The sequence below is a fragment of the Streptomyces sp. NRRL S-646 genome (assembly GCF_000720765.1).
Taxonomy (GTDB): Bacteria; Actinomycetota; Actinomycetes; order Streptomycetales; family Streptomycetaceae; genus Streptomyces.
Genome location: NZ_JODC01000008.1, coordinates 679,547 through 706,221 on the forward strand (window position 1 = coordinate 679,547; position 26,675 = coordinate 706,221).

Annotated in this window: 22 protein-coding genes and 2 pseudogenes; 9 read left to right on the forward strand and 15 right to left on the reverse strand. The window is 68.3% G+C overall.

Annotated elements, in window-relative coordinates; all coding sequences use genetic code 11:
• Nucleotides 1-72 precede the first annotated feature (72 nt).
• Both IH68_RS0123150 and IH68_RS0123155 read right to left on the reverse strand, forming a co-directional pair.
• Nucleotides 73-843 (reverse strand): isocitrate lyase/PEP mutase family protein, encoded by a 771-nt coding sequence (locus tag IH68_RS0123150; RefSeq protein ID WP_037885035.1) that lies wholly within the window; start codon nucleotides 841-843, stop codon nucleotides 73-75.
• A complete protein-coding gene (locus tag IH68_RS0123155) occupies nucleotides 833-1,555 on the reverse strand; it encodes an SDR family NAD(P)-dependent oxidoreductase (RefSeq protein ID WP_030938280.1) in 723 nt (240 codons plus the stop codon). The genes IH68_RS0123150 and IH68_RS0123155 overlap by 11 nt, the downstream gene beginning before the upstream one ends.
• Nucleotides 1,556-1,659: 104 nt before the next feature.
• Here IH68_RS0123155 and IH68_RS0123160 point away from each other — a divergent pair, with 104 nt between their 5' ends.
• On the forward strand, nucleotides 1,660-2,637 hold the full coding sequence (locus tag IH68_RS0123160; RefSeq protein WP_030938282.1) for a sigma-70 family RNA polymerase sigma factor: 978 nt from the start codon (nucleotides 1,660-1,662) through the stop codon (nucleotides 2,635-2,637).
• A gap of 420 nt (nucleotides 2,638-3,057) precedes the next feature.
• Here the strand turns inward: IH68_RS0123160 and IH68_RS55450 are convergent.
• A pseudogene (locus tag IH68_RS55450) lies at nucleotides 3,058-3,936 on the reverse strand (IS5 family transposase).
• Between the two features lie 33 nt (nucleotides 3,937-3,969).
• On the opposite strand from IH68_RS55450, the pseudogene IH68_RS0123180 reads away from it, so the two are divergent.
• Nucleotides 3,970-4,725 (forward strand): annotated as a pseudogene (locus tag IH68_RS0123180) (RNA-guided endonuclease InsQ/TnpB family protein); the annotation flags it as partial.
• Nucleotides 4,726-4,750: 25 nt separating this feature from the next.
• On the opposite strand, the gene IH68_RS0123185 reads toward IH68_RS0123180, so the two are convergent.
• The 9 genes from IH68_RS0123185 to solA all read right to left on the reverse strand — a co-directional run bounded on the left by IH68_RS0123185 (nucleotide 4,751) and on the right by solA (nucleotide 13,698).
• On the reverse strand, nucleotides 4,751-5,734 hold the full coding sequence (locus IH68_RS0123185) for a D-2-hydroxyacid dehydrogenase (RefSeq protein WP_030938288.1): 984 nt from the start codon (nucleotides 5,732-5,734) through the stop codon (nucleotides 4,751-4,753).
• Nucleotide 5,735: 1 nt separating this feature from the next.
• On the reverse strand, nucleotides 5,736-7,187 hold the full coding sequence (locus IH68_RS0123190; protein ID WP_030938290.1) for an NAD-dependent succinate-semialdehyde dehydrogenase: 1,452 nt from the start codon (nucleotides 7,185-7,187) through the stop codon (nucleotides 5,736-5,738).
• Nucleotides 7,188-7,228: 41 nt separating this feature from the next.
• Nucleotides 7,229-8,509 (reverse strand): NAD(P)/FAD-dependent oxidoreductase, encoded by a 1,281-nt coding sequence (locus IH68_RS0123195; protein ID WP_030938292.1) that lies wholly within the window; start codon nucleotides 8,507-8,509, stop codon nucleotides 7,229-7,231.
• 72 nt (nucleotides 8,510-8,581) lie between these two features.
• Nucleotides 8,582-8,731: a hypothetical protein gene (locus IH68_RS53385; RefSeq protein WP_234341504.1), complete on the reverse strand. Its 150-nt coding sequence runs from the start codon at nucleotides 8,729-8,731 to the stop codon at nucleotides 8,582-8,584.
• A gap of 118 nt (nucleotides 8,732-8,849) precedes the next feature.
• Nucleotides 8,850-9,617, reverse strand: a complete 768-nt coding sequence (locus tag IH68_RS0123205; protein ID WP_030938297.1) for an amino acid ABC transporter ATP-binding protein — start codon at nucleotides 9,615-9,617, stop codon at nucleotides 8,850-8,852.
• Nucleotides 9,614-10,561: an amino acid ABC transporter permease gene (locus IH68_RS0123210; RefSeq protein WP_030938299.1), complete on the reverse strand. Its 948-nt coding sequence runs from the start codon at nucleotides 10,559-10,561 to the stop codon at nucleotides 9,614-9,616. Before IH68_RS0123210 ends, IH68_RS0123205 begins: the two co-directional genes overlap by 4 nt.
• A gap of 1 nt (nucleotide 10,562) precedes the next feature.
• Nucleotides 10,563-11,582, reverse strand: coding sequence for an ABC transporter substrate-binding protein (locus tag IH68_RS0123215; RefSeq protein ID WP_030938302.1), 1,020 nt, complete (start codon nucleotides 11,580-11,582; stop codon nucleotides 10,563-10,565).
• A gap of 181 nt (nucleotides 11,583-11,763) precedes the next feature.
• Nucleotides 11,764-12,444 (reverse strand): haloacid dehalogenase type II, encoded by a 681-nt coding sequence (locus IH68_RS0123220; RefSeq protein ID WP_030938303.1) that lies wholly within the window; start codon nucleotides 12,442-12,444, stop codon nucleotides 11,764-11,766.
• A gap of 117 nt (nucleotides 12,445-12,561) precedes the next feature.
• Nucleotides 12,562-13,698, reverse strand: a complete 1,137-nt coding sequence (gene solA, locus IH68_RS0123230; protein WP_030938306.1) for an N-methyl-L-tryptophan oxidase — start codon at nucleotides 13,696-13,698, stop codon at nucleotides 12,562-12,564.
• 279 nt (nucleotides 13,699-13,977) lie between these two features.
• Between solA and IH68_RS0123235 the strand changes: the two genes are divergently transcribed.
• A complete protein-coding gene (locus IH68_RS0123235; RefSeq protein WP_078912565.1) occupies nucleotides 13,978-15,600 on the forward strand; it encodes a PucR family transcriptional regulator in 1,623 nt (540 codons plus the stop codon).
• Between the two features lie 168 nt (nucleotides 15,601-15,768).
• Here IH68_RS0123235 and IH68_RS0123240 read toward each other — a convergent pair whose 3' ends face one another.
• The 3 genes from IH68_RS0123240 to IH68_RS58220 all read right to left on the reverse strand — a co-directional run bounded on the left by IH68_RS0123240 (nucleotide 15,769) and on the right by IH68_RS58220 (nucleotide 18,509).
• The gene (locus tag IH68_RS0123240; protein ID WP_051833669.1) at nucleotides 15,769-16,221 is read right to left on the reverse strand and encodes a DUF4262 domain-containing protein; all 453 of its coding nucleotides are present in this window, start codon (nucleotides 16,219-16,221) and stop codon (nucleotides 15,769-15,771) included.
• 265 nt (nucleotides 16,222-16,486) lie between these two features.
• Entirely contained in the window at nucleotides 16,487-17,107 is a 621-nt protein-coding gene (locus IH68_RS56450; protein ID WP_234341506.1) for a hypothetical protein, read from the reverse strand.
• Between the two features lie 361 nt (nucleotides 17,108-17,468).
• A complete protein-coding gene (locus IH68_RS58220; RefSeq protein WP_324607680.1) occupies nucleotides 17,469-18,509 on the reverse strand; it encodes a septum formation family protein in 1,041 nt (346 codons plus the stop codon).
• 1,567 nt (nucleotides 18,510-20,076) lie between these two features.
• Here IH68_RS58220 and IH68_RS50060 point away from each other — a divergent pair.
• The 6 genes from IH68_RS50060 to IH68_RS0123280 all read left to right on the forward strand — a co-directional run bounded on the left by IH68_RS50060 (nucleotide 20,077) and on the right by IH68_RS0123280 (nucleotide 26,669).
• On the forward strand, nucleotides 20,077-20,367 hold the full coding sequence (locus IH68_RS50060) for a CPCC family cysteine-rich protein (protein WP_030938316.1): 291 nt from the start codon (nucleotides 20,077-20,079) through the stop codon (nucleotides 20,365-20,367).
• Between the two features lie 694 nt (nucleotides 20,368-21,061).
• Nucleotides 21,062-22,363 (forward strand): extracellular solute-binding protein, encoded by a 1,302-nt coding sequence (locus IH68_RS0123260; protein ID WP_030938318.1) that lies wholly within the window; start codon nucleotides 21,062-21,064, stop codon nucleotides 22,361-22,363.
• A gap of 7 nt (nucleotides 22,364-22,370) precedes the next feature.
• Complete coding sequence (locus tag IH68_RS0123265; protein ID WP_030938320.1) at nucleotides 22,371-23,291, forward strand: carbohydrate ABC transporter permease; 921 nt, start codon at nucleotides 22,371-22,373, stop codon at nucleotides 23,289-23,291.
• The gene (locus IH68_RS0123270) at nucleotides 23,288-24,169 is read left to right on the forward strand and encodes a carbohydrate ABC transporter permease (RefSeq protein ID WP_030938322.1); all 882 of its coding nucleotides are present in this window, start codon (nucleotides 23,288-23,290) and stop codon (nucleotides 24,167-24,169) included. Before IH68_RS0123265 ends, IH68_RS0123270 begins: the two co-directional genes overlap by 4 nt.
• Entirely contained in the window at nucleotides 24,166-25,530 is a 1,365-nt protein-coding gene (locus IH68_RS0123275; RefSeq protein WP_030938324.1) for a carboxylesterase family protein, read from the forward strand. Before IH68_RS0123270 ends, IH68_RS0123275 begins: the two co-directional genes overlap by 4 nt.
• An 8-nt stretch (nucleotides 25,531-25,538) precedes the next feature.
• Nucleotides 25,539-26,669, forward strand: a complete 1,131-nt coding sequence (locus tag IH68_RS0123280) for an ROK family transcriptional regulator (protein WP_199931912.1) — start codon at nucleotides 25,539-25,541, stop codon at nucleotides 26,667-26,669.
• Nucleotides 26,670-26,675 lie beyond the last annotated feature (6 nt).

Here is a 26,675-nt window from a genome sequence, read left to right on the forward strand (position 1 = left end):
CTCAGTGGACGTCCCCCAGCGGGTCACGTCGCGCCACCACGACAATATGGTGCGCGGCGTGACCGTATGCGATCACGCCAGCAGATCCTGACGGACCGCGGCCTCCAGACCGGCCAGAGCCTGGCGGTAGAACCGCGGCCCGTAGGAAACCCTCGCCACACCCAGCTCGCGGAGCTTGACCAGGCTCAGCACTCCGGGCCTGGTGTTGCCGTTGACCGGCCCGGGCAGCTCGGCGACCAGCGTGGCGATGTCCCGCTCGTCGCCGACACCGATCGGGTAGACACAGTCGGCCCCGGCCGCCAGGTAGCGGCGGCCCCGGCGGATCGCCTCCGCGACCTGGTCGTCCTCGGCCACACCGGACGCCGGCAGGAAGACGTCGACACGGGCGTTGATCACGATCGGAATCTCGACGTCCTCCGCGGCGGATCGGACGGCCGCCAGCCGCTCGGCCTGTGCACCGGCGTCGACGAGTCCGCCCGCGCGGTGGTCGGTGTCCTCCAGGTTGCAGCCGGCCACGCCGATTTCCAGCAGCCGGTCAACGAATTCCCGCGGCGGCAGGCCGTATCCGGCCTCGGCGTCCACGGTGACGGGAACCGCCACAGCACGGGCGATCCGGCCCGCCAGCGCGAACATCTCCGGCCACGGAGCGGCTTCGCCGTCCGGGTAGCCGAGCATCGCCGCGAACGCGGCGCTGCTGGTGGCGATCGCGGGGAACCCGGCCTCAGTGATGACCTTGGCGCTGGCCGCGTCCCACGCGTTCGGCAGCACGAGCATCTCGTCGGCGTGATGCAGTTCGCGCAGCTGCGCGGCATACGCCTTCAAGTCCTTGTTCTCAAGCGGCATTGTCGCTCCCCAGCAGTGCCATGTTCTGGTGTTCGAGCGCCTTGACCGGGCCGTTGCGCCAGCCCTCGGCCAGCGCCGCCGACATCGGGTCGGGGAAGATCTCGTCCTCGCCGTTCTCGACGCCGTCGACGATGGCCCGCGCAACGTCGGCCGGCGAGGACTTCGGGATGTCCCAGTCGCGGATCATGTCCGTGTCCACAGGCCCGGGCAGCACGGCGTGCACGGCTACGCCCTGCCGTGCCAATAGGGCACGCAGCGACTGGGACAGGGAGAACGCGGCTGCCTTGGAAATCGCGTACGCCGGGGTGATCGGCACCGTAGCGAGCGACGCGAGCGACAGCACGTTGACGATCGCTCCCCGCGAGCGGACGAGCAGCGGCTGGAAGGCCCGGGTCACGGCGTAGGTGCCGAAGAGGTTGACGGCGAGATGCTGTTCGAGCGCGGAAACCTCGCTCAGGTCGTCGATCAGCGCCACCCCGGCGTTGTTGATCAGTACGTCGAGCTCGGTCACGCTCTCGGCGGCTGCCTGCACCTGCGCCGCGTCGGTCACGTCAAGGATGACGGACGTGACCCTGGGGTCCGGATACGCCACGGGTCGGCGTGCAGCGGCGTAGACGCGCCTCGCGCCGCGCCGCAGAGCTTCCTCCACCAGCGCCTGGCCGATGCCGCGGCTGGCGCCTGTCACGAGAACCGTCTTGTCGGTGATGGTCATGCCACTACTGACACGGCCCCCACCGAAAACTGGGCGCTCCGACAGCGACCAGTTCCGCCAGCCACCGGTGTCAGTACAGGGGAGGATCCAGACGGAGGTGTCGGATGGAACTGCTCGATCGGGCCCGCAGCGGCGACCGGGACGCGTTCAGTGCCCTGGTCGAGCCGCACCGCGGCGAATTGCGCGCGCACTGCTATCGCATGCTCGGTTCGTTGCAGGACGCCGAGGACGCGTTGCAAGAGACCCTGCTGTCGGCCTGGCTCGGTCTCGACGGCTTCGAGGGGCGGTCGTCGGTGCGCACCTGGCTCTACCGCATCGCCACCAACCGGTGCCTCAACCAACTGCGCTCGGCGAGCCGTCAGCCGGTCACGGTTCCCGAGTCGCTACCGCTGCCGGAGCCGAGTCGCCTGGGCGAAGTGACCTGGCTCCAGCCATATCCCGACGTGCTACTGGCGGAGCACCCCGATCAGGCGCCCGGGCCCGAGGCCCGGTACGAATCCCGCGAGGCGATCTCGCTCGCATTCGTCACTGCCGTGCAACTGCTGCCGCCGAACCAGCGCGCGGTGCTGCTGCTACGCGATGTGCTCGGGTACCGCGCCGGCGAGACCGCCGAGCTACTAGGGCTCACCGAGGACGCCGTCACCAGCGCCCTCAAACGCGCTCGCGTCAGGATGAACTCACCGCAGACAGCACCGCCCGCACCCGGCGGGCCAGATGAGCGTGAGCTGCTCGACCGGTTCGTCGCCGCCTTCACCGAACTGGACGTCGACGCGCTCATCGCGCTGATGACCGACGACATCTGGGTGCGGATGCCACCGCTGCCGTTCGAGTACCGCGGGAGCGAGGCCGTGCACCGCTTCTTCAGCGTGATCCGCACCTTGCTGGGACGGATCGACCGGCTGGTGCCCGTACGCGCGAACGGCCAGCCCGCCTGGGGCGAGTACATGCGTGACCGGGTCACCGGCGTCCTCCGTCTCGGCGGCGTCGTGGTGATCGGGCTCTCCGGCGACCGGGTCTGCGAATTCACCCGGTTCGAGACGGCGGTCGCGCCGTACTTCGGCATCCCCCGGACACTCGACTAGGACCTGTCCGGGCGATCTCTGGGCGACCCTCAGCTGCTGGTGGCCTCTCCTGCAACAATGCCGCGGTGCGACGCTGGGCGTTGGGATGGGGAAAGGAGTCGCGTTGGTCCTTGTTGGAGTGCTCGCACTGCTCGTGGGCGGCGCTTTCATGGCGGTGGCATGCGGCTGCCGCGGTGTCGACGTATGGGTGTGGGACTGGGCGCCCTTGGTAACCAGGCAGCGGACCCGGTACGGAACGCCCTGGAGGAGCCTTACCACCATGCGAATATGGTTCGGGGTCGCGGGAGTCTTCTTTCTGGTGGGCGGGCTGCACTCCCTGGTGCGCTGACAGCAACGGCAGTTAACGGTGTGCTCGATTCCCGCGTCACTCAAGCCACCTCGCCCCATACCGGGACGGCACATCTAGGATCCGTCGGCCGATCATGTGCGGAGCCAGATGACCAGGGCTGCTGCGGTGGCGGTGCCGAGGAAGACGTAGCCGCGTTTGTCGTAGCGAGTCGCCACGGCCCGGGATTGCTTCAGTCTGTTGATAGCTCGCTCGACGGTGTTGCGCTTCTTGTACCGCTCGTCGTCGAAGCCAGGCGGCCGTCCGCCGCGTGATCCCCTTCGCAGGCGGGCGGCTTGGCTGTCGGTCTTCTCCGGGATGGTGTGCCGGATGCCCCGGCGCCGCAGGTGCCTGCGGCACAGCCCGTGCTGTAGGCCTTGTCGGCGGCGAGGCTGTCGGGTTTCGTGCGCGATCTGCCCGGTCCGACTCTCTGAACGCGGATCTTTGCCAGCACGGCCTGGAACTGCGTGCAGTCCGCCCGCTGTCCGCTGGTGACGATCAGGGACAGCGGGCGGCAGCGGCCGTCGGCACTCAGGTGGAGCTTGCTGGTGAACCCGCCGCGCGAACGGCCCAGTCCCTCACTCCTGCACCACCTCCGCCAGGCGGGCGAGCAGGCTCTGCCACGGTGTCTCGCCCTGGTGTTCCGCCGCTTCGGCCCCCTTTGACGCGGGCGTCGGCGGCGGGTAGATCCGGGCGCCGGCCGCATGCTGATGAGCGCGCACGATGGTGGAGTCCACCGCGATGTCCCAGTCGATCTCCCCCGCGGCATCGGCCGCGGCTTGCACCTGCTGCAGCAAGCGTTCCCAGGTGCCGTCGGCCGACCAGAGCCGATGACGTTCATAGACCGTCTTCCACGGCCCGAACCGCTCCGGCAGATCCCGCCATTGAACGCCCGTCCGTACCCGGTGCAGAATCCCGTCGATCACCTGACGGTGATCCCGCCACCGGCCACAACGACCATTGCTGACCGGCAGAAACGGCTCAAGCCGCTCCCACTCAGCATCCGTCCGGTGACAGTGATCAAGGACAGCGCGGGCCGATACTTCGCGTCGTTCGTCGTGGAGACCGGCCCGTCAGAGGCGCTGCCCGCCACGACGCCCGAGGTCGGCATTGACCTGGGGCTCGGGCACTTCGCCGTCCTCTCGGACGGCACGAAGATCGACAGCCCCCGCTTCCTGCGCCGGGCGGAGAAGCGCCTCAAGCGCACACACCAGTCCCTCAGCCGCAAGGCGAAGGGGCCAGAATACAGGGAGAAGGCCCAGCTTCACGTCGCCCGCGCTCACGCACGGGTGGCCGACGCACGCCGCGAGTTCCACCACCAGCTCTCCACCAGGCTGATCCGCGAAAACCAAGCCATCGCGGTGGAAGACCTGGCGGTCAAGGGACTCGCCCGTACACGCCTGGCCAAGTCCATCCACGACGCCGGATGGGCGCAGTTCACGGCCATGTTGGAATACAAGGCCGCACGGTACGGGCGCACCTTCGTGCGCATCGGCCGGTTCGAGCCGACCTCTCAGGTCTGCTCGGCATGCGGCGTCAAGGACGGCCTCAAGCCTCTGAACGTCCGCGTGTGGACATGCCAGGAGTGCGGGGCCGTCCTGGACCGCGACATCAACGCGGCGGTCAACGTCGCCAACGCCGCCGGACTGGCGGTATCAGCCTGCGGAGCGCAGATGAGACAGGTACCCGTACCGGCACAGCGCGGTGAAGCAGGAACCCACCGAGACGGTCAGCCGACCGTGGTAGGAATCCCCGGCCTTTAGGCCGGGGAGCGGAAGTCAATGCCCTTCAGACGAGGTGCGTCTCGTCGACCACGTATCCGCGCCGCTTGTCCACCACGTTGCGCAGCGGCCGGCCCTCGATGTGCCGGCTGAGGTTGTCGAGGAACAGCTCGACGAGCGCCTCCCGCTCGCCGGTGGTCTCGCCCGCCGTGTGCGGGGAGATCACCACGCCGGGCATGTCCCACAGGGGTGATTCGGCAGGCAGCGGTTCCTGGGCGAACACGTCCAGGGCTGCGCCGGCGAGCCGTCCGGCGAAGAGGTGGTCGACCAGCGCCTCCTCGTCGACGAGTCCGCCCCGGCCTACGTTGATCAGCCGCGCCCCCGGCTTCATGGCGGCGAGCACGGGGGTGTCGACCATGCCCCGGGTGTCCTGGGTGAGGGGGGCTGCCAGGACGACGTAGTCCGCTTCTGTCAGGGCGGAGCGCAGGGTCGTCGCACCGTGAACCGTGCCGAAGTCGGGGTCGTCCGTGCGGGACTTGCGGCCCGCACCGCTCACCCGCATCCCGACGGCGCGCAACAGCCGGGCGATGGCCCGGCCGATCGGCCCCGTCCCCCAGACCAGCACGGTGCGTCCGGTGATGCCGTCACTGGGGCGCGGACGCCACTCGCGGCGCCGCTGGTGCTCCCACGTGCCGGGGAAGTCCTTGGCCAGGGCAAGGATCAGGCCCAGGACGTACTCGGCGGTCGGCTGCTCGTAGACCCCGCGGGCGTTGGTCAGGACAACGTGCGGATCGTCCACCAGAGCGGGGAACAGGAAGGAGTCCACGCCCGCGGAGGACGCGTGGACCCAGCGGGGTGCCTTCTGCGGATCGTCGGGCCACGCCTCCCGGACGGCCGGGGTGATGGTCACCCAGGCCAGCAGGACGTCGGCGCCGGGAAGGAGGTGGGGCAGTTCCTCCTCGGTGGCGTAGACGGCGTCCGCGAGGCTTTCGATGCGTGCGGTGGCGGGGGGCCGGTTGCCGCGGTAGAGGACGACGAGTCGGTCGCGCATGTCAGGCTCCGACGGGGACGGCCAGGTACTTGTACTCCAGGAACTCGTCGATGCCGACGCGTCCGCCTTCGCGGCCCAGGCCGGACTGCTTGACGCCGCCGAAGGGAGCGGCGGGGTTGGAGACCAGTCCGGTGTTGATGCCGATCATGCCGCTTTCGAGGCGTTCGGCGACACGCAGGGCACGGTCGAGGTTCTGGGTGAACAGGTAGGCGGCCAGACCGAATTCGGTGTCGTTGGCGGCGGCGACGGCCTCGTCCTCGGTCTCGAAGGTGCGGATCGCGGCGACGGGGCCGAAGATCTCGGTGTCGATGATCGCGGAGTCGGGGGCGATACCGGTGAGGACGGTGGGCGGGTAGAAGCAGCCCGGGCCTTCGGGAAGCTCACCGCCGGTCAGGACGGTGGCGCCCCGCTTGACGGCGTCCCGCACCAGGTCGTGTGCCTTGCTGCGGCCGGCGTTGTCGATGAGGGGGCCGACGTCGGTACCGGGTTCGGTGCCGGGCCCGACGGTGAGAGCGGCCATGCGTGCGGCGAGGCGGGAGGCGAACTCCTCGGCGACGGAGGTGTGGACGAAGATGCGGTTGGCGGCGCAGCAGGACTCGCCCATGTTGCGCATCTTGGCGACCATCGTGCCCTCGACGGCCACGTCGAGGTCGGCGTCTGCGAAGACGATGAGAGGAGCGTTGCCGCCCAGTTCCATGGAGGTGCGGATGACGGTGTCGGCGCACTGGGCCAGCAGGATCCGGCCGACCTGGGTGGAGCCGGTGAAGGAGAGCTTGCGGATCTGCCCGCCGCGCAGGAGGGGTTCGACGACGCCGGCGGCGTCGGTGGTGGTGACGATGTTGAGCACACCGGCCGGCAGACCCGCTTCGGTGAGGATCTCCGCCAGGGCGAGGCTGGACAGGGGGGTCTGAGGGGCGGGTTTGAGGACGATGGTGCAGCCGGCGGCGATGGCGGGGCCGATCTTGCGGGTGCCCATCGCCAGGGGGAAGTTCCAGGGGGTGATGAGCAGGCAGGGGCCGACGGGCTGACGGGTGACCAGCAGGCGGTTCCTGCCGTCGGGGGCGGTCATCATGTCGCCGTCGACACGGACGGCTTCCTCGGAGAACCAGCGGAAGAACTCCGCCGCGTAGGCGACTTCGGCACGCGCCTCGGCCAGGGGCTTGCCCATCTCCAGGGTCATCAGCAGCGCGAGGTCCTCGGTGCGCGCGATGATGATGTCGTAGGCGCGGCGGAGGATTTCGCTGCGCACCCGGGGCGCGGTGGCGGCCCAGGCGGCCTGCGCGGCGACCGCCGCCTCGACGGCACGACGGCCGTCGGCCGGTGAGGCATCGGCGACCTGGCACAGTTCCTCGCCGGTGGCCGGGTCGTCGACGGACAGGGTCCGGCCGGACTCCGCGTCCTGCCAATCGCCGCCGATGAACAGCTGCTTGGGAACATCACGGACGACAGTCATTGTGGGTATCTCCTTGTAGGTGTAGAGCGGCTGCCGACCGGTCAGCGGATGCGGTCGAGCGTCTTGTAGTAGGCGCCCGCGAAGGGCAGGAACCAGGCGGTGCCGTTGTAGAGGGGGATGCGGGGCGGGGCGATGTCGCGGACGGGGTTGACCTCGGGGTGGCCGTCCATCACCTCGGCCATGACGTGCCCCATGTGGGTGGCCATCTGCACGCCGTGGCCGGCGTATCCCATGGAGTAGTGGACGCCGTCCTCGGTCTGCCCGGCGTGCACGATGCGGTCCATGGCGAAGCCGACGGAGCCGCCCCACACGTACTCGATCCTGGTGCGGGAGAGCTGGGGGAAGATCCCGCACATCTCACGGAACAGGACGGCCCCGCTTTTCTTGTCCGAGGTCGGGTCGGACGGTGCGAAGCGGGCGCGGCCGCCGAACAGCAGCCGGTTGTCCGGGGTGAGCCGGAAGTAGTGGCAGACCTTGTTGGAGTCGACGATGAGGCGGGCCTTGGGGATGATGTCCCGGGCGAGCTCCTCGCCGAGCGGCTCCGTGACGATGATGAAACTTCCCACGCAGACCTGCTGGCGGCGCAGCCACGGGAAGTTCTTGTCGGTGTAGGCGTCGGTGGCCATCATGACCTGCCCGGTACGGATGACACCGCGCGCGGTGCTGACCTCGAACCGGCCGGCGGAGGTACGCCGTATGCCGATGGCCGCGTTGCGCTCGTGGATCTCGACACCGGCGCGCTCGCACGCCTCGGCCATACCGCGCACGAAGCGGCCGACGTGCAGTGCGGCGCTGAACGGGTCGAGCAGGCCGCCGTGGTAGGCGTCGGATCCGATCTCGGAACGCAGCTCGGCCTTGCCGATCAGAGTGGTCTCGTGTCCGAAGTACTTGGCCAGGTCGCGTTGTTGGGCCTTCTTGCTCTCGAAGTGGACGGGGCGGGACGCGACACCCAGGCGTCCGACGCGGCGGAACTGGCAGTCGATGGACTCCTCGTTCACGAGCCGCTCGACGGTGTCCACGGCCTCGCCGTAGGAGTTGTAGATCTCACGGGCCCGTTCGAGGCCGTACCGGCGGATGGCCTGGCGTACTCCGATGGTGAAGCCCAGGTTGGCCATACCGCCGTTGCGGGCGGAGGCACCGGAGCCGACCTGGTCCTTCTCGACGAGGGTGACGCGGGCGCCCTTGCGAGCGCAGTGGAGGGCGGTGGACAGACCCGTCAGGCCGGCGCCGACGACCACCAGGTCGGTGTCCTCGGTCAGCGGCTTGCCTGATCGGTCGGGAAATGCCCCGGCGGTTTCTATCCAGTAGGGAATCGTCTTCATGTCGCGTCCTTAGCGGGGAGTTTCGAAGTGGGGGGCGGCCGGGCACCACCAGGGGCCCGGCCGGTGGCGCTGTCAGCGCTGGCGCGGCCCGTGCCGGCGGAAGGCTCGGGTGAGGGGTTCTACGGGCAGGACGTTCTGGCCGTCCCGTTGGCCGCCGAGTTTGCGGACGAGGGCGACCAGGGCGATGAGGAGCGCGCTGACGACGGTGACGGTCAGTTCCACGTCGAACTGGAGGGTGTTGAAGACCAGGACCGGTAGGGTGCGGAAGTTACGTCACCCGCAGTCGGCCGGCGTCTTCTCCGGGCTCGTGCCGAACCGCTGCCGCGTGTCCGGGCCGCTTCTACAGCACCCTTTCGAGGAAAGCCTGGGTTCGCTTCTCCCGGGGATTGGCCAGCACTTCGCGTGCGTCGCCGCGTTCGACTGCGATGCCTTCGTCCATGAAGAGCACTTCGTCAGCGACCTCGCGGGCGAAGCCCATCTCGTGCGTGACGACCAGCATGGTCATTCCGTTGCCGGCGAGGTTGCGCATGACAGCGAGTACTTCGCCCACACGCTCCGGGTCCAATGCGCTGGTGGGTTCGTCGAACAGCATGATGGTGGGTTCCATGGCGAGCGCGCGGGCGATGGCCACGCGTTGCTGCTGGCCGCCGGAGAGTTGAGCGGGGTACTTGTGGCCGCACCCCTCCAGGCCGACCTTGGCCAGCAGTTCTCGCGCCTGCTCTCGGCAGGTGGCGCGGTCCTTCTTCTTCACCAGCACCGGTCCGGACATGACATTGCTCTCGGCGGTCATGTTGGGGAACAGGTTGAACTGCTGGAAGACCATGCCGATACGGGCGCGCTGCTCGGCCAGCCGTTGCGGGCGGACCGCGTGGTATGCGTCGTCCTTCTCGACATATCCGAAGTCCTCTCCGTTGACCCGCAGGACTCCGCGGTCGACGGTCTCCAGCCCGTTGATGCACCGCAGCAGTGTGGATTTGCCGGATCCGCTCGGCCCGATGATGCAGGAGATCTCGCCTGCCGCGACGGTCAGGTCGATGTCACGCAGGACCTGGTGACGTCCGAAGCTCTTGCACAGCTTGCGTGCGACGATCGTTCCGTCGGCGTTCACAGGAGGGACTCCCTCGTGGTGGGAACTGGCTGGCCGGCCGCGGTGGCGGCTGGGGTCAGCCGTGCCCGGGTCGAGCGGGAGAAACGGCGCTCGATCATGGACTGCGGCACGCTCAGCACCAGCGTCATGATCAGATACCAGAGGCTGGCCACGATCAGCAGCGGGATCGTCTGGTAGTTGCGGGCGTAGATCGACTGTGCGCTGTTCAGCAGGTCGGCGACGCCGAGCACACTCACCAGCGAGGTCTCCTTGAGCATGCCGATCACCTGGTTGCCGGTGGCCGGGATGACCGCCGGCATGGTCTGCGGGATGATCACATGCCGGAGCTTGGTGAACCCCGACATGCCCAAGGACTCCGCCGCCTCGTGTTGTCCGCGACTGACCGAGGCGAACCCGCCGCGGATGATCTCGGACATGTAGGCGGCCTGGTTGAGCGTCAGCCCCACGATGGCCGCGGTCATCGGCGTCATGATTGCGTTCACGTTCACCGGTGTGGAGATGTCGGTGAACGGGATGCCGATCGAGAGGTGCGGGTACAGCGCCGCGATGTTGAACCAGAAGACCAGCTGCACGAGCACCGGGGTGCCGCGGAAGAAGGTGATGTAGAGCTGGGCGAGCCCGGAGACGGGCCGCTGGTGCGACATGCGCATCACCGCCAGCACCAGCCCGAGCAGCGTGCCCAGGGCCATGCTCGCCACGGTCAGGAGGAGCGTGATCAGCAGGCCGTTGAGGATGGTTTCAGTGGTGAAGTAGCTGAACACCACCGGCCAGCGATAGTTCTCGTTCGTCACCGCGGTCCACACCAGACCGGCGACGATCGCGATCGCGACGGCCCAGGCGACATAGTCGCGCGGACGTTTCGGCGTGATCCGCTTCTTTTCTTCGGCCAGCAGTTGTGACACCGGTCGGCTCCTGGTCTTCGTACCGATCAGATCCGTGGACATGTCAGTCCTGCGGGACGGCCATGGCCGCGGTCTTGATCCCCAGGTCCTTGAGACCCCAGCGGCCCAGCGCCTGGGCGTACTTGGGGTCCTCGATGATCGACTGGATGGCAGCCTTCACCGCGGGGGTCAGCAGCGAGTCCTTCTTCAGCGCGACGGTCGCGGGCTTGGTGGCCACCAGGGGCTTGAGGACGTCGAACGTCTTGGCCTGCTGCGCGGCCGCCCACTCGAGCGAGATGAAGTCGTACATCACCGCGTCGATCCGCTTGGAGACCAGCTGGGTCAGAGCGTCGTTCACGCTGGGCAGGCTCACCGACTTGATGGCCGGCTTGCCCTTGCTCGTACAGTCCTGCTTGGTCAGCTGGGGCAGCCACTGCAGCTCCGCGGTGCTGCCGGAGGGGACGGCGACGCGGTGCCCGCACAGCGTGTGAGTGCCCAGCTTCTGCGGGTTGCCGTAGGGGACGGACACGCCGGTGCCGGAGTTGACGTAGTCCACCATGTCGAGCACCTTCAGCCGGTCGCTGGTGGCGCCCATGGTGGAGGCGGTGAAGTCGTACCGATCGGCCTGCAGTCCAGTGATGATGGTGTCGAACTTGACGTTGTTGATCTGGAGTTTCAGGCCGAGCTTGGCGGCGATCAGCCGGGCCATGTCCGGGTTGAACCCGATCGGGGTCTTGTTGTCCGATGCCATGAACGTGGTGGGCGGGTACGACAGGTCCATGGCCACCGAGAGCGTGCCCTTGGCCTTCACCGCCGCGGGCAGCAGCTTCACCGCGTTCTGGTCCGGCTTCACGCCCACCGAGATGTCGTCGGTGTGCTCGGCCGACGCGCCGGACCCCCCACCTTGCGCCGTGCTCTTCGCCCCCACGTTCTGCCCGATGCCGCTCGCCCCGCACGCGGCAAGCGCGAGGGCCAGAGCGGTCGTGACGATCGGGATGCTCAAGTGTCTGTTGACCTGCATGGCGGCAGCCACAGCGCCTGCGGTGCGGCGTACGGTTCTGCGGCCTGTCCGGTTGCTTTCCATGGCGGTGCCTCCTGGAGAACGCGGGGGATACGGGGAATTGGTGATGCGGGGACGACGTGCGGATCGGACGGGGGATGGGACGTCGTCAGTCAGCGGCCGGAAACGCGCAGGGTTCATGGGCGGCCGCGCGAGACCGGGCGCCTGTCGGGAAGGCGCTGGGTGACTGGGTGTGCGTCGCACGTCAGATGCCCAGCATCTGGTTGAGCTCGTTAAGGGACTTGACGGTCACGTAGTCGTAGCCGTGGGTGACCGGGTCGCAGCCGCGGTCCAGGAGGATGAGGTTGCGGAAGCCCATGTCGTGCATCGGCATCAGGTCGTAGCGGGTGTGCGAGGAGACGTGCACGAAGTCCTCGGGGGACGCGTCGAGCTGGTCGAGCATGTACTCGAACGCTGCGTACCGAGGCTTGTAGTAGCCGGCCTGCTCCGCGGTGAAGACCGCGTGGAAGTCCGCCCCGAGCCGGGGCACGCTCTCCTCGAGGAAGGCGTCCCCGGCATTGGAGAGGATCACCAGCTTGTAGTTCTCGCCCATCTTCTTCAGCGGTTCCGGCACATCCGCGTGCGGGCCCCAGCTGCGCACGCCGTCGGCGAACCGCTTGCCGGCGTCCGGCGCGGCCTTCACACCCCACTTGCGGCAGACCCCCTCGAAGGCGTCCTGCAGAGTCTGCTCGTAGGGGTAGTACTTGCCAAGGACCGAGTCGTAGCGGTAGCCGCGGAACTCCTTGACGAACTGGTCCCAGTGCTCGGCCGGGATCTGGTCGCCGACGAGTTCACGCGTGATCGGGGTCATCGGCCACTCGATCAACGTGCCGTAGCAGTCGAACGAGACGTACTTCGGGCGGAACTGGAACGAGGGAATGGGCATGGAAGTACTCCGTCTTCTTGGCTTCGGGGAACTGGGCACGGCCGACTGGCCGCACTTTTTGGGCATGCTCAGGACAGAGATGTCGAGGTGGGGGGTGTTGTCGGCGATCGCCGACGGTCAGGCGGCGCCGACTCCTGCCGGAGCGAGGAAGTCGATGGGCTGATCAGTGGCGCCGTCGAGCGCCAGGTCGGCGGCGATCTCTCCCATCGCGGGCGAGAACTTGAAGCCGCTGCCGGAGAACCCGGCCATGACGATGATGTCGTCCTCGCCGGGAAGATGACCGACGAGCGGGTTTCCGGACTTCGTGTAGCCCTCCATGTAGGCCGACATCCTGATGGGGTCGGGGTTCAGGTCGGGCATGAGTTCACCGATGAGCTCGCGGAAGATGCCGAGTTCTTCGGGGCGGACCGTACGGTCGAGCCGTTCGGGCTCGGGCACCGGCGCATGGTATTTGAAAGAGAGACCGAGCTTGACGGAGATGCCGTCGGGCGACGGGATTCCGAAGCATTCGTGAGGTGTGGCGCGCACAAAGGGAGGGGCACCGCCCGTGAACCAGTCATGGCGGGTGGGCAGGTGCCAGGAGCAGACCACCCGGCGGACGTCGATGGTCCCGGGCAGGTCCGGGAGCAGGGTGTTGATCCAGGGGCCCACGGTCACCACGGCGGCGTCCACGTGGTCCATGCCCTGGTCGGTGACGACCTGTACCCCGCCGCCCGCCGCGGGGACGACCTCGCGCACCGTGGTGTAGCGGTGCAGCCGGGCGCCCAGCTCCTCGGCGCGGGTGGCGGCCGCCTGGATCGACGCCTCGGGCCTGATGATGGCGCCCAGCCGGTCGAGTACGGCGGTGTGTCCGTCCGGGAGACGATGCTGCGGGTAGCGACGGGCGAGCTCGTCGCGTTCCAGTACCTCGTGATCCAGACGATGCGCGGCGCTGGTGGAGAGCAGGAGGCGCATGGACGGTGAGGCGCTCTCTCCCATCACGAGGCAACCGCTGCGGCGGCGCAGCGACCGGCCCGTCTCCGCCTCGAGCTGCTCCCACAGCCCGTCCGCGAGCTGCAGCAGTGGAATGTACCCGGGCTCGCCGAGGTGGGCGGCTCGGTAGATGCGGCTCTCGCCCCCGGCCGCGCCGCGGTCGTGACCCGGTGCGTACCGGTCGTAGCCGATGACCTCGGCTCCGCGGGCAGCCAGTCGCCACATGGCCTGGCTGCCCATGCTGCCGGCACCGATCACGGCGACGCGCTTCGGGACGCGCATGAGGTCGCTCCTCTCGATGGGGTGGTCTGGGTGGCAGTCGGGCTCCAGCACGAAGAGGACACCGTGCGGACCCTTCCGGTTCGAATCCCGCTGGGGATGGCGTTTACTGTCCGCCCGTAGGAACCCGCAGGTCAACCCACACTCTGTTCCGCCTAGTGGCCTTCTCGAGACGGTTTGTCACTGCGGACAGCCGGGCTGCACCAATGCCGGTCCCACTCTTGTCACGATGAGTGGCCGATGCGAAGGTGAGCCCGATTCCCTCGGACGAAAGCACCCCCGATGCCGCCCAGACGTCACACACCCGGGCACTTCCCCACGCTCAGCGAGGTACTGCGCTTGCCCGTGCTCGCCGAAGGGATGCCGCGCGTGCTGGCCGGCGAGTCACAACTGGACAGCCCGGTGCGCTGGGTGCATGTCACCGAGCTGCTCAACCCCGCGGACTTCCTGGAGGGCGGCGAGCTGGTACTGACGACCGGCATGCCGCATCCCGAGAACGCCTCCGAGCTGCGCGGCTACGTCGACCAGCTCGCCGACGTCGGCGCGGCCGGCCTGATCGTGGAACTCGGTTACCGGTACCAGAAGGTGCCCCACGAGCTGGTGGCGGCGTGCCGTGCCCGTGATGTGCCGCTGGTCGAGCTGGCCCGTGGCGTCCGGTTCATCGACGTCACGCAGACAGTGCACGCGCTCATCCTCGACGCCCAGGGAGCCCTGCTGCGCCGTGGGCGGGACATCCAGGACATCTTCACCGCCCTGACGCTGCGGGGAGCGGACCCCGAGGAATTGGTGCGCACCACCGCGGAGCTCACCGGAGCCCCCGTGGTGCTGGAGGATCTCACCCACCGGGTCCTGATGTGCGAGCTGCTCGGCCGGCCGTACGAGCCGGTGGTGTCGGCCTGGTCGCGGCGTTCGCGGACCGCCCCGACGCCGGAGAGGATCACGCCGAGCGGCCCGGAGGGGTGGCTGATCGCGCCGGTGCAGGACCACCATGGGCCGTGGGGGCGGCTGGTCCTGCTGGAGGGCCGGCTCAAGGCCGAACCGGACCCGGAACACGTCCTGGTGCTGGAGCGTGCGGCAGTCGCGCTGACCATGGCGCGCCTGGCCGGGCAGGCCTGGTGGGAGCGCCGGGCTCACCGCTCCGTACTGCGGGACCTGTACGAACGGCGTTTCCGCTCCCCGGCGGACGCGCGCGCCCGCGCCGAGGCACTGGGGCTCCCGGCCTTCGGGCACCGGCTCTTCGCCGTGGTCATCCGCCACCCACACACCGGCACGGAGGGCGAGCACGTCGACGAACGGATCGCGAAGGCGCTGACGCAGACTGGCGTCCGTGCCCTGGTCGGCGAGACGGCTCCGGGTCGCATCGGCGTACTGATGGCACTGGCACAGGCGAGCGCCTGGCAGCCGGTCGCCGAGCGGATCGGCCGTCTGGCCCGGGAGGAGCTCGGACCGCAGGCCGTCGTCGCCGTCGGCCCCGGGGTGACCGACCTTGCCGGGATCGCCCGGTCGTGGCAGGAGGCGGAGCAGACGGCTGAGGCCATCACACCGGCCTCCTCGGAGCGGTGGTTCTACGTCCCCGCCGACGTCCGGCTGCCGGAGTTGCTGGGCGTCCTGCGGAAGGACACCCGTCTTCAGCGGTACGCGGAACGGCAACTGACCCGCCTCATCGAGCACGACGACCGCAACGGTGGCGATCTGCTCCCGGCACTGCGCGCCTATCTGGCGGCGGCGGGGAACAAGTCGGTCGCGGCGAAACGCGCCGGCATGTCCCGGCAGGCGTACTACCAGCGCCTCCACACCATCGAACGGCTCCTCGGCTGCGACCTGGAATCAGGTCTGCAGCGCACGTCCCTGCACGTCGCGGTGCTGGTCCTGGACGGGCGAGAAGCAGATGTGCCCGGCGCATGACGGGCACGTCGGCCGTCACACCGAGTACCTCAATACGTGCGGCCTCGGACGCGACCAGGTCGACCACTACCTCACCGCCCTCCTAAAGCGGGGCTCAGTTGCGTCACTGCGGCTGTATGAACGCAGTGAGCACCGCCGGCACCCAGGCCAGGAGTCGAACCGTCGACCTCAGTCGAGGTCTGCCCATGGCCCGCTGGCTTCCTCCTTCGAGATCCACAGCTGAGGCTGACTCGCGCGGCAGTACTCCTGTGCCTCGTCGTCCCATGGGAACCGGCCGTCCTTATCTGGCCAGAACAGCTGCATGATCGGAAGTGGGGGCGCCTGGTAGAAGTCGATCCCGGCGCCGAAGAAGTCGCGGTACCAACTCGGATGCACGGGCCGGACAGTCACCGAGTAGCCGTTCAAAATGTCGTCACGCACTTGGTCGGGTTCCAGCGGGCGACCGTTGCGGATCTCTTCCCCTGCGACATTGAGGATGGGCATCATCGTGTCGACTCGCAGGCCGAAGACGCAGACCTCAGGGCTGCGCAAGGTGTGCCACAGGCCTATGGAGTAGGCCCAGTCCGCCGGTGCGTCACCACCGGCGCCGACACCCATCACGTGCCAGCCGAAGTCAGTCACGCTCGCGGCTATGCGGCCATCGCGTTCCTCCCAGGCCGGGCCACCCGTAGGAGGCGCGCACAGGAGACAGAAGCAAGAGGAGTCATCCACACGAGGAGGTTACGGCGGTCCTGATCACGCCCAGCGCGGGGCCGTCCCTGGGCCGTCCGACGTCCCCCCGAGGCCACTTGACGACGACCGACAGTGACAGTCGATCTACAGACATCAGCTGTGAACGCCCAGGTCACAGCCCCCGCCCATACGGGTTATCAGCCAAGCCTGGACCTCAGGCAAGGTGGGGTGGTTCTTGCTCTCGACGCGCCCTGCCCCAAAGAGCCCGTCGAGGCTGAGGCACCGAGATGGTCATCCGTGGAGGCTCTGGCTCCAACAACCGCCGCCACGGGAGATCAGGTACGTCCGGCATGTGGCTGGTGGACTTGCGGCGCCACTCAAGCAGAGCGTTGACGACGTCTTCCAGATACGACGTTGTGTCTTTGAGCATGACATCAGCATCCACGCCGGCTACAGCTGTTGAGTCGTCACCTGCCTGGCACCGCAGCACCCGAAGAGCGTCGTACACCATGTTGTACATCTCGGCCACGGCCCGGAGGAGATGCACTTCTGACAATGCGGCGTTGCGCACGACGCAAACGTCACCGAACTCGTCGGCGGCCTTCCATAACGCCCTCCAGTCGCCCCGCTCCCCGCCCCACGGTGGTGGGGTGAGAACGTATTCCAGCTCTAGCAGCGCTCGCGCGATGTCCTCCGCGGCTTGATAAGCAAGTTGTTCTCTCGCGATCTTTCGCTCATGCCACCGTGTGGCGTAGAACGTGCCCACTGCCAGCACGCCAGAGAGGGCAGAACCCAGCAGCGCTGATCCACTTCCATCCCAGAAGGCCCCCGCCATCTCCAAGTTCCCTCCCCAGCGCCGGAAGCAGGCACCCAGCGTGGCCACAATCGCCGGGAGACGACCAGTGGACCACCTGTGGAGCAGCAATCGGCAGTCGTCGTGCCAGACCCGTGCCAGATCGTGCGGGGAACCACGGGGAACACCAGGGACCAGGTCAGGGGCCGACTGACCGTCGATCACCCTCCGCCGCAGGTCAACCTGGCATACAGACGTAGATCACCTCAGCTTCCCAAGCTGAGGGTGCAGCGGTGATCAATCCCTTCCGATTGGCTCTACAAGGTGAAGAGTGTTCGGCAGGCTAACCCGGTCGTTGATCATTACCAAGTACCGGTCCTTGAATCGCATGGCTGACACCGCATCATGGTCCGTCCCCCTCCATGGTCCCGCCGTTCAACTTCATCACGGTGCACACGACGACATGCGTGCCCGACTTCCAGGGCCCCTCGCTAGTCCAGGAGCCGGATTTGTAAACCGACGGGTCGAAGCCGTAGTCGTTCGGCGGCACGTCCTTCGCACACGCTGCGTCCGACTTCGTACGGGCCTCCGTGAGTGTGACGTCCTTGCCCAGCCGGATGAAGCCGAGCACCTGCTCGTCGTGCGCGCCGGAGCAGGAGACTAGGCGCGCATCCCGGTTGGAACGGGCCTGCAAGCAGTCCCCCTTCTGCATATTCGCCGTATCGGTGAAGGCCGAACCGAGCGTCCGGTAGCTGCCGATCGGTCCGTACAGGGGTCCGTGAGCGCCGAGCACCAAGCAAGCGACGCGCTGGCCGGCCTCCTCGAAGCTTGCGCGGTTCGGTACGACGGCATAGCTACGGACGTCCGCCAACTTGTCTCGGATCTCCCGGGTGCGTGCTTCACACTGCCCGGCTCCTTGTGATCGCGCCTCAGCTGCGGTCGCGGCCTCAATGGTCGCCACGACCTGGCCGTCAGGTGCTTGATCACGGCACGTGGGGTCCACGACGATCTTCGGCGTACCTTGGAAACGGTCCGTCCCCGGCCAGTCGATGACGACGCAGTCGCCGTCCTGATACGGATTGGAGATCGGGATGACCGACCCGTACGGCGTCGAGTCTCGGTCGCCGCCGTCTTGGTGTCCTACGGCGAACCAAACGCCTCCGAGCGTTAGCACCACGCCGAGTGCACCTACGATCGCGGGCTGCATGAAACGGGATACCCGCCACGGACGAAGTCGATCGGGATTGTGGTCAGGCGAGCGTTCGGAACTGTTGCGTAAGTGCTCCACGATTTCGGCGTCGTTGCACAGAACGTCCGAGGTGGGCGGACGTCCCAGAAGGTAGGGCACCAGAGGAGGTTCGTCGTGGTCTGCCTCCTCTGCGGGGGTGATCTCTGAATACCTGTCGGAGCGGACAACAGCCTTCACTGAGCGGGCCTCGGTCATGGGTCGTGCTTCTGATTCAGGCGCGCTGTCTTGCACTCTGTCCTGGGCAACGGGGTAGTCCAGGGAGACCCCCAACAGGCCCGCCGCCACGCGGCGACGCAAAGGAAACTGCTCGAAATACAGTGCGGGGATCGGAGTTGCGGGGTTCCGGTCCGGCACTCCAAGGAGCATCATCAGCACTCGCCGCTGCAAGCCCTTCATCATTGACCGCCTGTGGGGCCAGCCGCTTCGAGAGCCGTCTCGCCCTGGGGGGCACTGCCACTCGCGGGCGCGGAGACCGGAGGGCCGACCACGAGACGGGCCACTTGAGGGGCTGCGCCCAACTGGGCCAGCACGGCCGGCGCACAGACGCCAAGTGCCACAGCCGCGTATACGCCGCTGATCTGACCGCTGGTACCGAAGAGCAGGGCCGCGCTGGCTCCGATGGCAGCGCGCAGGATGGCGAGGCACACGTGGGCTGTCGTGTCCAGATACTGCCGTAAGGGTGGGGGTTTTGTGCGGCGTCGGCCGCTTGCGGTGCGCCGTGCTGCCTGCCATTCCGCACATCCGCGGAACACGGCCAGCAGTTCAACGCTCAGGCCCCCTCCAGCACCAAACAAGCCGAATTGCCACCAGCTCATCATGCCCCCCGCTACTGACAGGTACACAGGTGGCCAACGTGGGTTGCCGATACCCGTCCCTTGGTCGCTTGACCCACCGACAGACTTGACCTACCACTCCATTGTGACCTAGGGCACATCCCGGTATGGGTGATTTGAAGGAACTGTTGACGGCACCCTCGAGCGGACCTCAAACCCTGCCCGGCCGTCTCAGTTTCCGTCTCATTCAGCGACGTTCACCCAGGGCTGCCCTTGTCTCGGTGGTCGACCGCCCATGAACCCAGGTGAACGCTCTCGAACGGCACCCATCGCCCTGCCAACACAGTTGGAAAGCGTGTGGGCGCCGTGGACCGCTACCCCTGGACGGGAAGATCCGGATGGTTGGCCAGAAAGATCATGTAGGTGATCGACGCTGTTGCCCCCAGGAGGGACAACACGGCACCCACTACGGCTCGCGGCCTGCTCGCTCGCCCCGACTTCGATGCGCGGTATTCGACGCAGGCCCGCACGATCCCGACGAGGGCCAGGGGCAGCGCGATGAAGCAGACCAGTATCCAGAACGGGCAACAGAGCCAGCACGCCATGGACGCCCCGCCGAACCAGACCGCGAGCTCGGCCCCCACTCGTGTTTCGTCCGATGCCCCGACAGAAGTCATGGACTGATCCAAGCAGAACACTTGTTGGAATGACGCAGCAGGACGAGTCATCACCCCGCTGGCGACATCAGGCAGCACGTGTCCTCCGGAGCGCCACAGCAGACGCCGCACCACAACCGCACCAGACCGAGCGGGGACAGCGGGGAATCACGGTGGGAGCAACCGCACTCGGAGAGTTCAGAGCCGCACCGTCAACGCAGGCCAGCGCCATAGCTGGCTGCAAGCGAGGGCAGATTCTCAAGGTGGTGGCTCAATGGGGCAGTTCGTATCTATTGGGTCGCGATCAGCGGCACGGCGAGTCAGGATGCCGTGATGGTCAGCCCCTTCGTCAACATCCAGCGGCAAGCCGAGGACGGTCCTTACCGCTGCCCCTGCTGCGGCTTCCTGACGCTCGATGAACGCGGAAGCTGCGAGATCTGCCCGGTGTGTTTCTGGGAGGACGATGGGCAGGACGACCACGATGCCGACCGGGTCCGGGGCGGTCCGAACGGCCGGCTGAGTCTTACGGAGGCACGTCGGAACTTCCATGACATGGGAGCCTCTGACGAGCGGCGTACCAAGTTCGTCCGCGCCCCTCTGCCCGACGAGCACCCACCGGTCTGACATCACCAGCTGACATCAACGTCGCCGGACGACGACGGCTTCCGGCGTCCCGAGCTGGATTGCGATTCGCTTGGCAAGCACGGGCCCAAGCAGCCTGCACGGCCAATGGATCGAACTCCTGAAGCGGGTGTCGCAGGTTCGAATCCTGCCGGGGGAACCACAAAAGTGCATGTCAACACAGCGAAGGCCTTCCAGGGAGCCTCTCTGGAAGGCCTTCAGGTGCGTCAGGGGAACGCTCTGGGAGACCGACGCGGCTGCACTGCTGAAAGGCCTTGATCCTGGCAACGAGCATCACCGCTCGCTCTACGTCGCGCTCACCAGGGCGCGACACCTCAGCCTCTCGCTGCAAAGGCTCGTGCCTTCGGGACCCGCTCGCCGCCCACCTCAGCAAAACGAGTGATCATCATGCCGCGGGTCGGGCGGAATGCCGCAGCCGGATCGACGAGCTTGGCCGCACAGAGCCCGAATGCCGCCCCAAGGGATTTTGCTACAAGTTCCGAAATTTCACCGTGACGGATCCGCGGTTCCACCGCAACCAATCACGCATACGGTCACTGCCACGCCGTTAAGGGGTCATCGCCCCCAGCGGACCCATCAGGCGGCCCATCACCCCCGTCAGGTCCCCTCGGACCAAATTCGCTACTTTCCCCGAAATCCCCCACTGTGCTCATCGCCCATGAGACAGGAGCCCAGCGTGTCCCACCCCTCCAGACGCGGTGTCATACGGCTGACCGCCGGCACAGCTCTCCTCGGCAGCTTCGCCCTGGCAGGCTGCGGTCGCGGCAGTGACAACGCTGCGACCGCCGCCACCGCCAAGCCCGTCGACAACTCCCCGGCCAAGGGAACCGTCGACGTCTGGGCCGCCCAGGGCGATGCCGACGTGCTCGACAAGGTCATCAAGCCCTTCAAGGCCGCGAATCCCGACCTCGACGTGAAGTTCACGCTGATCCCGAACGCCGAGTACTACACCAAGCTCCAGTCGGCGATCGCGGCGGGCAAGGGACCCGATGTCGCCCAGTTCTTCCCCGAGTCGCAGGCGCAGTTCCTCGATCCGTCGATCCTGCGGCCCGTCCCGGACGGTCTCGTCGACCCGTCCGCCTTCTTCACGAGTCTGTGGGACGCCGGTGTGGTGAAGAACGTCGCCTACACGGTGCCCTGGTACGCCTACACCTACGCGCTCGTCTACCGCTCCGACCTCGCCAAGAAGGCGGGCGTCAAGGCGCCGGCGACATGGGACGAGATGGTGCCCTTCTTCAAGGCGCTCCAGAGCGCCGGCGCCGGGCACGGCCTCGGGGCGGACATCGGCTGGGACGTCTTCAACGGCCAGGACGTGGCGATGTACGCCTGGCAGGCGGGTGGCTCGCTGCTCCCGTCCGGCGGCAAGTGGACGCTCGACACACCGGCGATGGTCGACGCGATCAAGTACAACGCGTCGTTCTTCACCTCGGGCATCGCCGACACCAGCGGGCCCACGTTCCTCGACGCGCAGCCGTACTTCGTGTCGGGCAGGACCTCCTGCATGATCACGGGCCCGTGGGTCATCGGCCAGCTCGACGCGGTCGCGAAGAAGACCGGCTGGACGGCCTCCCACGTCGCCACCGCACCCCTGCCGGCCGGATCGTCGGGCAGCGTCTCCTTCTCCGCCGGGGGGAGCTGGGGCGTGCTCGCCGACAGCGGCAACGCGGACGCGGCCTGGAAGCTCATCCGGTACATCTCCAAGCCGAGCACCCAGGTCGCGCAGTACAAGGCGTACAGCTCGCTGCCGGCCGTCGCCTCAGCCTGGGCCAACCCTGCCGTCGCGGGCCAGCCGCTGCTGGACGCCTTCCTCACGCAGCTGAAGAACACCCGGGCGTTCCCGCAGGTGAGCACCTGGCAGCAGGTCGCCACCCGGCTGGGCAAGGAGATGGAAGCCGTGGCCAAGGGCAAGGGGACCGCCGCGAAGGCCGCCGCGAACGTCCAGGCATACGCCGAGAGCCTCGGCACGGGCAAGGGGTGATCCCCGGATGACCGCCACCATCGGGCCGACGACGCCGCGCGGTGCGCGTCGGCCCCGGGGCGCCCGGCGAACGGCTGTCGCCTGGCTGTTCCTCGCACCGTTCGCCCTGGTGTTCCTGCTCTACACGGCGATTCCCACCGTCGCCGCGCTCGGGTTCAGCCTCACCGATCTGCGCGGCACGGACCTGCGGCATCCGCTCGCCGTCGACTTCACCGGAATCCAGAACTATCTCCGGCTGCTGGAGGACCCGAGCTTCCTGCGCGACATCCTCAACACCGTCCTGTTCGTGGCCGTCGGTGTGCCGTTGACGATGGGGTTCGGGTTCGCGCTCGCCCTCGCGCTCAACTCCGGCATCCGGCGGCTGCGCGGCACCTTCCGTACCGTCTTCTTCGCACCGGTCGTCACGAACGTCGTGGCCGTCGCCATGATCTGGCAGTACGCCTTCAACGCCAACGGCACCGTCAACAAGGTGCTCGGTGCCGTCGGTTTCGCCGGTCCGAACTGGCTGGACGACACACACCTGGCCATGCCCGTGGTCATCCTGCTGGGTGTCTGGCGCAACTTCGGCATCGCGATGGTGCTGTTCCTCGCCGGTCTGCAGGCGATCCCGCAGGACGTGTACGAGGCCGCCTCCCTCGACGGAGCCGGCTGGTGGCGGCAGCTCAGGCACATCACCCTGCCGTTGCTGATGCCGACCACGCTGATGGTGTCGGTGCTGCTGACCGTTTTCTACCTCCAGGTGTTCGACGAGCCGTATCTGCTCACGGGCGGCGGCCCGCTGGGCTCCACCGAGTCGGTGGCGCTGTACACCTACCACCAGTTCGGGGTCGGCGAGTTCGGCATGTCCTCGGCGGCGTCCTTCGTGATGCTCCTCCTCGTGACGTTGGTGAGCATCGTCCAGTTCCGAATGCTGAGGCCCCGCGCATGACCACCATCGCCGCACCGCGGAATGCCGAGATGGCGGGCGAACGGACGCAGGTGCGCCGTCGGTCCGTCGCCCGTCCCCTGCTGTACGGCGCGCTCGTGCTGTGCGCGCTGCTCACGATGCTGCCGTTCGTCTGGGTGCTCAGCGGCTCGCTGCGCAGCCTCGACGAGATCCGCTCCGACCCCGGCGCCTGGCTTCCGCACCACATCACCCTCGACAACTTCGTACGACTGTTCCAGACCGAGGGCTTCGGCCGGTTCCTGGTCAACAGCATCGTGGTCGCGGTCATCGTCGTCGCCGGCAACATCGTGGCGGCGTCGGCAGCGGGATACGCGCTCGCCAAGCTGGAATTCGCGGGCAAGCGGATCGCGTTCGGCGCGGTCATGGCGGCGATGATGGTGCCGTTCACTACGGTGTTCGTCACCCAGTTCGTGATCACCGTCGACCTGGGCCTGGCGGACACTCTCACCGGTATCGCCCTGCCCGGTGCGGCGCTGCCGCTGTCCGTGTTCATCATGCGGCAGTACGCCCTGTCGGTCCCCGACGAACTGCTGGAAGCGGCCCGGATCGACGGGGCGGGGGAGTTCCGGATCTTCTTCCGGATCTTCCTGCCGTTGGCGGGTCCCGCCGTCGCGACGATCACGATCATGTCGTTCCTCTACTCGTGGAACAACTTCATCTGGCCGCTCATCGTCGCTCAGAGCACCTCCAGTTACACGCTCCCAGTGGGGCTGGCCGCCACCAGCCAGGCTGCCGCGCACGTCACCGACTACGGCCTGATGCTCGCCGGCGCGATCCTCGTGATGCTGCCGGTGCTCGTGCTCTTCCTCTTCCTGCAGCGCTACTTCGTGCAGGGCGTCGCCGGAACGGGAATGCGGTGACCGCGGTGGATGTGATGGACGTGGTGAGGGCTCCCGCGGGCACGATCATCGGCCGCCGCACCGGCCGGCTACGGCGCTTCCTCGGCATCCCGTTCGCCGCAGCACCCGTCGGGGCGCGGCGGTTCGCGGCGCCGGTGCCACGCGGCCGGTTCACGCAGCCGTTCGACGCGTCCCGGCACGGTGCCACCTCGCAGTGCGTGCCGCTGTTCGCCACGACCACCATTCCGGAGCCGTCGGTGCCGGGCGACGACGTACTGAACCTGAGTGTCGTCGCCCCTGCGGACGGTGTGTCATGCCCGGTGCTGGTGTGGATCCACGGCGGCGGCTTCCTCGCGGGCAGCCCCACCAGTCCGTGGTACGACGGCCGCGCCTTCGCCCGCGACGGAATCGTCACCGTGACGCCCGGCTACCGGCTCGGCGTCGACGGATTCGCCCCGCTGGACGGCGTACCCCCGAACCTCGGGCTGCGCGACCTGCTGCTCGCGCTCGACTGGGTGCAGGAGAACATCGCGGCTTTCGGCGGTGATCCGGGCCGGGTCACCGTCGCCGGCCAGTCGGCGGGAGGCGGGGCGGTGCTCGCGCTGCTCTCCTCGCCCTTCGGCAGTGGTCGCTTCCACCGCGCGGTCAGTGTGTCCGGCGGCTTCTTCGAGGTGGGCGCGGACGCCGCGCGCGGCTTCGCCGGGCGGCTCGGTGACCGGCTCGGCGTGCCGCCGACGCGCGACGGCTTCGGCGGCCTCACGGTGGAAAGCGTTCAGCAGGGCGTCCGTCTGCTGCGGAGCGAACGTGGCGACGACGGCCCGCTCGTGCTCGGCCCGGTCGTCGGCGACGACATCCTTCCGGCGCCCATCGCCGACGGTCTTGCCATACACGGGGACGACGTACCGCTGCTGCTCGGCGCGACGGGCGACGAGTTCGACGGCGGCGCCCCGGGCATCCGCAACGCCGCCGCCCGCACGGCGGGCACCCGTGTGACGGACACCCTGTTCCGCGCCGCCTGTCCCCGCGCGGCGGCCTCGCGGCGCGACGCCGGCGCCGGCACCTGGCTGTACTCCTTCGAATGGCCCTCCCCCGTACTCGGTGGAGCCGTGCACTGCGCCGACATCCCGTTCTTCTTCGACGTACTCGACGCGCCGGGGACCGCCGAGGCCCTCGGAACGCGGCCGCCCTCGGACCTCGCCACATCCATGCACGCCGATCTGGCCGCGTTCGTCCATGGCAGGTCGCCGGCCTGGGAGCGGGCGACCGGGAGGCTCGGCGACCCCGCTCGCGAATACGGCGGGCCCGGGGCGACGCCGACGGTCGACACCACAGGTGTGTACGACCCGGTGGTGGCGGGGTCCGACACGGCGGAGGCGTGCTGATGTCCGGGATGAACCAGAGCGCCGTCCGGCGGGTCAACACCTCGGTGATCCTGCGCACGCTGGCGGTGTCGGCCGGACCGATGACGCTGGCCGAGCTGTCCGAGCGGGTCGGCCTGTCCCGCCGCACCATCGAACTCATCCTGGACTCGCTCGTCGACGCGGGCTGGGTGAGCGAACTCGACCGGGTGCCGGTAAGCGGCTGCGCCGGGCGCCCCGCTCGCCGGTACGAGCTGCGGGCCGAGCACGCGCTGCTGGCGGCCGTGCGCATCACCACCCTGGACGGGTCCGCGGTCGTCGCCGATGTGCGCGGCCGAATCGTCGGCCGGGCGCACCGGCGGCTGCGTGACTACCAGGATCCGCGGGCCACGCTCGACGACGCGGCGGCGCTGGTGCTGGAGGCCCTCGCCGACGCGGGCGGGACGGCGGACCGGCTCCGGGCCGGCGCGATCGCCGGTGGTGGCGCGATCGACGACGACGGCGTCGTACGGCGCCTGGTGCACACGACGCAGTGGGAAGGCGTGCGCCTGCCCAAGGAACTCGGGCAGCGCATCGGCATGCCGTGGTTCGCGGACAACGACACCAATCTGGGTGCGCTCGGCGAGCGTTGGCGGGGTGCGGCCGGTGACCACGACAACGTCGTGTGGGCGATGCTCGGCAACCGGACCGGCCTCGGCATCCTCATACGCGGTGACGTCCACCGTGGTCTCGAAGGCGCCGCGGGCGAGATCGCCGAGGCGGTGTCGCTGCCGGCCGGCTCGGTGGAGGACCGCCCCGTGGCGTGGCTGACCTCACCGGATCCGGCCCGGCGGCGGGTCGCGCTCGGCCGCTTCGCCGCGGCTCGGGGCGGCGACGCGGCGGCGCTCGCGGACGTCGACGAGTTCGTGGAGAACATCGCGTCGATCCTCACCACCCTGTCGTGGACCGTCGCGCCGTCGCTCATCGTGCTCGGCGGCGGTCTGGAGGACGCGGCCGATGTGCTGCTGCCCCGGGTGCACGAGGCGATGCGCGGCGCCCGTACCCCCGCCGTCGAGCTGCGCGCCACCGTACTGGGCTCCGACGGCCCGCTCATCGGCGCCGTCAAGTTCGTGCTCGACCACATGGACACCGAGTTGTTCGGCCCGCCCGTCCCGAGCGCGTGATCGCGC